Source organism: Halomonas sp. (assembly GCF_029263665.1).
In the GTDB taxonomy this organism is placed as follows: Bacteria; Pseudomonadota; Gammaproteobacteria; order Pseudomonadales; family Halomonadaceae; genus Halomonas.
Map to the genome: position 1 here is coordinate 1 of NZ_JAJUFQ010000045.1, position 6,250 is coordinate 6,250.

Below are 6,250 nucleotides of genomic sequence, written 5' to 3' on the forward strand. Positions count from 1 at the left end.
CATCCGGCTGTCCCAGGCGCTCCAGTGGTGCCATGGCGGCAATCGATGCGATCTGCTCGTCGCTCTTGCCTTCGAAGAACATCTCGGTGGCCACTGGTCCTGGCGCCACGGCATTAACGGTGATCCCGCGTCCGCGCATTTTCGGGAATGCTGGGACAGCTCCGGTATCAGGTCTGCTCCTGCATGGCTTGGTACTGGTTACGAGCCGCAACAATCGTATGGTGATGCGCATCTGCCCAGGCCACAAGCTGCTGCAACGGCTGGAGAAAAGACTGTCCCAGCGGAGTCAGCGTATATTCCACTCGTGGAGGGACCTCCGGATACAGCGTCCGTGTGATGAAGCCGTCCTGCTCCAGTTGCTTGAGCGTGCGGGAGAGCATTTGCTTCGAGATATCACCGATCTCGCGCATCAGGGCATTGAAGCGCAAGGTGCCGGGGGCGAGAGCTTCCAGAATCAGCAGGCTCCACTGATCACCAATGCGGTCGAGTACGTCGCGAATGGGGCAGGGTTGCTCGAAAATCACCTCTTCGCTGCCAGGAGTCGTAGCCATTATTTCTCCATGAATAATCGTTCAGTGGTCACACTGTGGTGACCATGTCAGGTGAAGATGACTTCTTGTGCCGTTACGGGAACTTCCATAAGTTTATCTCACGGTCTGTCTTTTGGACCATGTGTCAAACATGAACTTACGGAGGTTCCTCATGGCAAACGTTGCGCTTATCGGGGCATCGGGTGATGCCGGCTCGCGTATTCTCGCCGAACTGTCCTACCGGGGGTATCTGGTGACCGCCATTGCCCGTAATACGGACAGGATTGCTTCATTGCCTGGGGTCACACCGAGGCAGGGCGATGCCAATAACCAGCAGACGTTGGAGGTATTACTCAAGGGACATGATGCTGTCATCAGCGCAGTGCCCTTTACCGCAAGCGATGCTGGCGCGCTCGTGGGGGCTGTGCGTGATGCTGGAGTGGTGCGCTATTTGGTGGTGGGTGGGGCCGGTAGCCTTGAAGTGGCTCCGGGTGAGAAGGTCATTGATCAGCCGGACTTTCCTGAGGCCTATAAGCCCGAAGCGCGCGCCGGTGCTGAGTTTCTGGATTTTCTGCGTGGTGTCGGCGATCTCGACTGGACGTTCTTGTCGCCTTCTGCAGAGTTTGTGCCCGGCGAGCGTACCGGAAAGTTTCGTCTTGGGCAGGATACGCTGCTGACCCGTGATGAGGGCTCCAGTATCTCCTTTGAAGACTACGCAGTGGCATTGGTGGATGAGTTAGAGAAGCCTATGCATGTGCGTCAGCGTTTTACCGTTGGCTATTGATCTTCCTATTGTCACAGGAGTTCCTGCATGTCGATGATAAAATTCCTCGGTGTTGTCACTGCGGCGCTACTACTGGCCGCACCTGTCGTATCCCTAGCGCAGCCTGGACGCGATGTCGGGGCCGAAGAAGCCAATCGGGCGCTTGTCACCGAGTTCTATGATCAATTTTTCAATGAGCACGAGACCGAACAAAGCTCGCGCGTGCTGGCAAAGGATTACATTCAGCACAACCCTGACGTGCCTGACGGCAAGGCACCTTTCGTGAATTACTTTGCAGGCTACTTCAAGGAAAACCCGGACTATAGAAGCGAAATCGTGCGCAGCGCTGCCGATGGTGATCTGGTCTGGCTGCATGTCCATTCGACCAACGGTGACGAGGATCGAGGCGAAGCTGTAGTGGATATCTTTCGGGTCGAGCAGGGCAAGATCGTCGAGCATTGGGACGTGATTCAGCCTGTTCCGGGAGACGCTGCCAACAACAACACGATGTTTTGAACCAGATAACGCTTAGGGACATGGCGAGTATCGTATTCGGGAGGGTTGGCCGCGTCGGGCATCGATGGGGTAGTGGCACTGCCTATCACCGGAGCGCTGTTGCCGGCCATGTCGTCGAGTGTTGCAAGACGCCATCGAATGTATGCCTCAGGTCTAGATAGCGTAAGCACCAAAACCCCTAGTTGGGGCTTTGGTGCTCATGCAGGCATGCTGATATCAGAATGAGGCTGGTTGGGGGCTGGGCTGATCGATGCTGTCCTGGTCAACCTTGGTACGCCAAATGGCGATGTTGGCGTAGCCGTAGAAGAGTGAGATGGCGATGACCAGCATGTGATACCAGAGGAAGGGCAGGTAGGCCATGGTCGAGACGCCGAGAGTGGTGGCCATGAAAACACCACCGTCGGTCCAGGGCACCATCGGAGTGGTCACGGTGCCACCGGCTTCTGCATTGCGCGAGAGTACCCGCCGGTCGATGCCTTGGTCATCGTAACTTTTCTCGGTGATCGTACTGGCGGTGATCAGAGAGACATAGGCGGCACCGCCAAAGAAGTTGCCAAAAAAGCCGCCAAGCATAGTCGAGAGCGTCAGTCGACCGGGATTGTTGGCCCAACGCAGGAAGCCGTTGCTGATTGTCTTGAGAATCCCGACTCGATCCATCAGGCCTCCAAGTCCGAGAGCGAACAAAATCAGTGCGACCACACTGAGCATGGATTCGATGCCACCGCGGTTGAGCAAGGTATTGAGGAACTCGACATCGGACTGTATGGCGTTACCGACATAGGCGATACGGATAGCGTCAATCGGACCGACACCTTGGGCCCACCAGGCGCACAGGCTGCCGAGTACGGCACCGAAGGTGATCACTGGAATGGCTGGAAAGCGGCGTGTCAGCAGGGCGATGACGATTACCGCTGGCATCAGCAGCCATGGGCTGATGGTGAAGTGGTTTTCCAGTGCTTGCATGGCCATGGTGGCGCGCGAGGTATCGACATCGCCGCTGATGTAGAAGAAGCCGACCACCACGAACAGGATTGAGGCAATCAGTATGGCGGGCGCGCTGACCAGCATCATGGAACGGATGTGGTCGACGAGGCTGACTTTGCACAGCGAAGCCGTCATGACAGTGGTGTCGGAGAGAGGGGACATCTTGTCGCCGACATAGGCACCGGAGATGACGGCACCGGCCACCAACGGCAGAGGAATACCGAAGCTGTGGCCGATTCCCATCATAGCGACACCAGCGGTACCAGCAGTACCGAAGGAGGTACCGGTGGCCAGCGAAGTCAGGGCGCAGATCACAAAGGCTGCGAGCAGGAAGATCTGCGGGTTCATGACCATCAGACCGTAGTAGATGATGCTGGGTACGATGCCACCGGCAATCCAGGTGCCGATCAGTGCGCCGACGGTGGTAAGCACCAGCACGGCTTCCATACCGTTATGGATGCCGTCTATCAGTCCTTTCTGCATGTCGTCGTAACTGATCTTCAGCTTGAGTCCTAGGGCCATGACTAGGAACCAGGAGGCGAAGAGGGCGAGCTGGATCGGTAGCCCGAGGACATTGATGCTGAGGAACATGATGGCAATGAACCCGATCATGACGGCCAGCACCTCAGTCATGCTGGGCAGCCTTGCGGAAGCCTTGATTGCGGACATGATGTCTCCTTGGATCTTGTTGTGGTGTTACAGGTCGTGTGATTGAGCGTCGTGGGATACGGATCAGAAGCGATTGAGCCGATAGGGTGCCGGCTCGAGGAGTGACTGAAACGAGGGGGTACGTTCCGGGGTTGCCAGGGTGGCAATCATGTCAGCAGTGATGGCCGCCTGGGTCAGGCCAAGGTGATGATGACCAAAGGCCAGCAGCACCTTGCCGTGTTGCACGCTGTCGATGATGGGGAGCGAGTCCGGCAGCGAAGGGCGGAATCCCATCCAGGGCGTGGCGCCCTCGTCGCTGAGCGGGTCGCGGAACAGTCCTTGGGTGAGGCGATGAAGCTGCCAGGCGCGCTGCATGTTGGCTGGGCGGTGCAGGCCAGCAAACTCGACGGTGCCGGCCAGGCGCAATCCCTCGCGCATCGGGGTCATGATGAAGCGACGTTCCAGCGACGTGACCGCCAGCGGTAGTCGGTGAGCTTCCTTGGGCAGCATGAGGTGATAACCGCGCTCGGTGTCTAGAGGGACGCGAACACCGGTGAGTTCGGCTGTCAAAGGAGCGGAGTGAGCGCCGCAGGCCAGTAGCACGCGAGGAGTCAGAATGGTGCTTGCATTTGCTGTCGTCAGGATGACGCCATGTTCGCTGATGCGGGCTCGGGTCACTTCCTGCTGGTGAAAGCGCACTCCGTGCTGACGTGCCGCGCCAACCAGCGCTTCACAGACGCTGTAAGGGTTGACCACATGCCCCGTGTCCGGGAAGAAGAGGCCGCCTTGAATGAGGTTGGAAAGCCCGGGAGCACGTTCACGGATGGCGTCGCCTGTCCATGTTTCCACTGCCACGCCGTGCTCTGCCATCCGAGTCTCTATCGCTTGGAGTTCCGTTGCTGTATCTGGCTTCTCGTGAACGAGAAAGGAGCCATCACTCTTCAGTAGGTGTCGTCCACCAACCGTATCCAGCAACTGGTGCCAGGCGTCTAGGCTGGCTTCATTGAGAGCGCGGATGCCACGTACGCTATGGGCGTAAGGGGCTTGTCGCAGGTTGAGCAACAGGCGAGTGAACCAGGGCAGTGAACGGGGCAGGTGTCTCCAGTCCAGGCGCAGAGGTCCCATTGGGTCCATCAGCATGCCAGGAAGGCGGCTGAGAATCGAAGCATCCGCAATGGGAAACACTTGCTCAGTGGCCATGTGTCCGGCATTGCCGAAGGAAGCCCCCATTCCCGGCGCCTGCTTGTCCAGTACTTGAACCCTAAGGCCTTTCCGGGCCAGCGCCAGAGCGCAGCAAATACCGATGATGCCGGCACCGACGACAGTGATGTCAGCCTGGGGAGCAGCGTTGTCGTCGACCTGGTCGAATGGACCCATGGAGGCTCCTGTTGCGATGGTGATTGTCATTTTGTCGATTGTATAAAATATAAGATGATTGGCATGGCACAGCAATAGCGACTACGACTAAAGTCGAGAGAAAATGGTGCGCGGGAGAACTGCCGGAAGTGAGTAACTCGGGGAATGTGGCGTAGGCGCGAGGAAGCGACTTGGGCTTGTCGCATCGCGTGGCGATTGGCATGCATGCCTAGGCCCAGCTATCAGGGCACCAGGCTGGCTATTGGGGATGTGAATCAGGTCAACATGGAGTGTGCCCCCATCATATGGCGATGAGTCCTGTCATACGTAGAGGGGCGTGGCCATGGCGTTAGAGGGGCTCGGCGCGTTTGGCGCGTTCCTCGAGCAGGGTCACGATGCCTGCGCAGGCTTCTTGAATATGCACCTTGAGTAGTTCGCAGGCCTCTTCGGTCTGGCCCTTGCGTGCCAGATCGAGCAGCCCGTGGTGTTCTCGTTCGGCCTTCTCGATTTCCTGGGTGTAGAGCAGCTGCATGCGTATGTAGCGGTCGGACTTAGTGTTGAGCTGACTGATCAATGACAGGGTTTCTGGCAGATTGGCGGGAGCGTACAGCGCCTGGTGAAAAGCGAAGTTGTACTCGCTCCAGTTGTCGATCTCGCCGCCACTGTCCAGTGCCTCGTCATACTTGTGCAGGATGTCCTCGGCTTTCTTCAGGTCTGCCTCGGTCAGCTCGGCAATGGCATGGCGCAGCACGTAGGTTTCCAGCAACACGCGCAGGTCGAACAGTTCGCGAATCTTGGCCACCGACAGCTCGGTGGTAAAGGCGCCACGATGGGCATGAAACTCGACCAACCCTTCGGACTCCAGGGTCAGCAAAGCTTCGCGAACCGGGATGCGGCTGACGTCGTAGTCGCTGGCCAGTGCATCCTGGCGTAGCTGGGTGCCGCCCTGAAACTCGCCGCCGAGAATGCGTCGACGCAGGTCGTCGGCGACGAACTGGGCTCTTGTCTTGAATGTTGCCATAGCCTGTCTCTGGCATTGGAGGGATATTGCACACTTTATACAAACGACAACAAATGTCCATGATACAGGGCAGTGCATGGCCTGGATCCACTGCCATGCACTACCACCAAGGGCGGGTGGCAGTGCATGGCGAGGCAGGTATAACAGGTATAAAAAGGAGGATCAGCTTTCGCGCTGACCGTTGACCAGGCGACGTAGCGACAGTGGGTTGTCGTGCTTGAGCGCCGTTGGCAGCAGGGCATCGGGCAAGTCCTGGTAACACACCGGGCGCAGGAAGCGCTGGATCGCGGCGGTGCCCACCGAGGTGGTGCGGGCGTCCGAGGTGGCAGGGAAGGGGCCGCCGTGAACCATGGCGTCGCAGACTTCCACGCCGGTGGGCCAGCCGTTGGCCATCACCCTTCCGGCACGGCGCTCGAGGATCGGCAACAGCTC

At 58.3% G+C, this 6,250-nt stretch carries 7 protein-coding genes and 1 pseudogene; 2 read left to right on the forward strand and 6 right to left on the reverse strand.

Annotation, left to right across the window (positions count from 1 at the left end):
* Both Q1K07_RS21290 and Q1K07_RS21075 read right to left on the reverse strand, forming a co-directional pair.
* The coding region (locus Q1K07_RS21290) for an SDR family oxidoreductase (protein ID WP_366945103.1) at positions 1 to 232 on the reverse strand (232 nt) is incomplete at its 3' end.
* Complete coding sequence (locus Q1K07_RS21075) at positions 168 to 551, reverse strand: helix-turn-helix domain-containing protein (RefSeq protein WP_300315871.1); 384 nt, start codon at positions 549 to 551, stop codon at positions 168 to 170. The genes Q1K07_RS21290 and Q1K07_RS21075, both read right to left, overlap by 65 nt.
* 151 nt (positions 552 to 702) lie before the next feature.
* Between Q1K07_RS21075 and Q1K07_RS21080 the strand changes: the two genes are divergently transcribed.
* A complete protein-coding gene (locus Q1K07_RS21080; protein WP_300315874.1) occupies positions 703 to 1,314 on the forward strand; it encodes an NAD(P)-dependent oxidoreductase in 612 nt (203 codons plus the stop codon).
* Positions 1,315 to 1,341: 27 nt separating this feature from the next.
* Positions 1,342 to 1,809 (forward strand): nuclear transport factor 2 family protein, encoded by a 468-nt coding sequence (locus Q1K07_RS21085; protein ID WP_300315877.1) that lies wholly within the window; start codon positions 1,342 to 1,344, stop codon positions 1,807 to 1,809.
* A 216-nt stretch (positions 1,810 to 2,025) separates the two neighbouring features.
* Here the strand turns inward: Q1K07_RS21085 and nhaC are convergent, their stop codons facing one another.
* The 4 genes and pseudogenes from nhaC to Q1K07_RS21105 all read right to left on the reverse strand — a co-directional run.
* On the reverse strand, positions 2,026 to 3,462 hold the full coding sequence (nhaC, locus tag Q1K07_RS21090; protein ID WP_300315880.1) for a Na+/H+ antiporter NhaC: 1,437 nt from the start codon (positions 3,460 to 3,462) through the stop codon (positions 2,026 to 2,028).
* A gap of 63 nt (positions 3,463 to 3,525) precedes the next feature.
* The gene (locus Q1K07_RS21095; RefSeq protein ID WP_300315883.1) at positions 3,526 to 4,818 is read right to left on the reverse strand and encodes an FAD-dependent oxidoreductase; all 1,293 of its coding nucleotides are present in this window, start codon (positions 4,816 to 4,818) and stop codon (positions 3,526 to 3,528) included.
* Positions 4,819 to 5,146: 328 nt separating this feature from the next.
* Positions 5,147 to 5,818: a GntR family transcriptional regulator gene (locus tag Q1K07_RS21100; protein WP_300315886.1), complete on the reverse strand. Its 672-nt coding sequence runs from the start codon at positions 5,816 to 5,818 to the stop codon at positions 5,147 to 5,149.
* 162 nt (positions 5,819 to 5,980) lie between these two features.
* Positions 5,981 to 6,250 (reverse strand): annotated as a pseudogene (locus tag Q1K07_RS21105) (aldehyde dehydrogenase (NADP(+))); the annotation flags it as partial.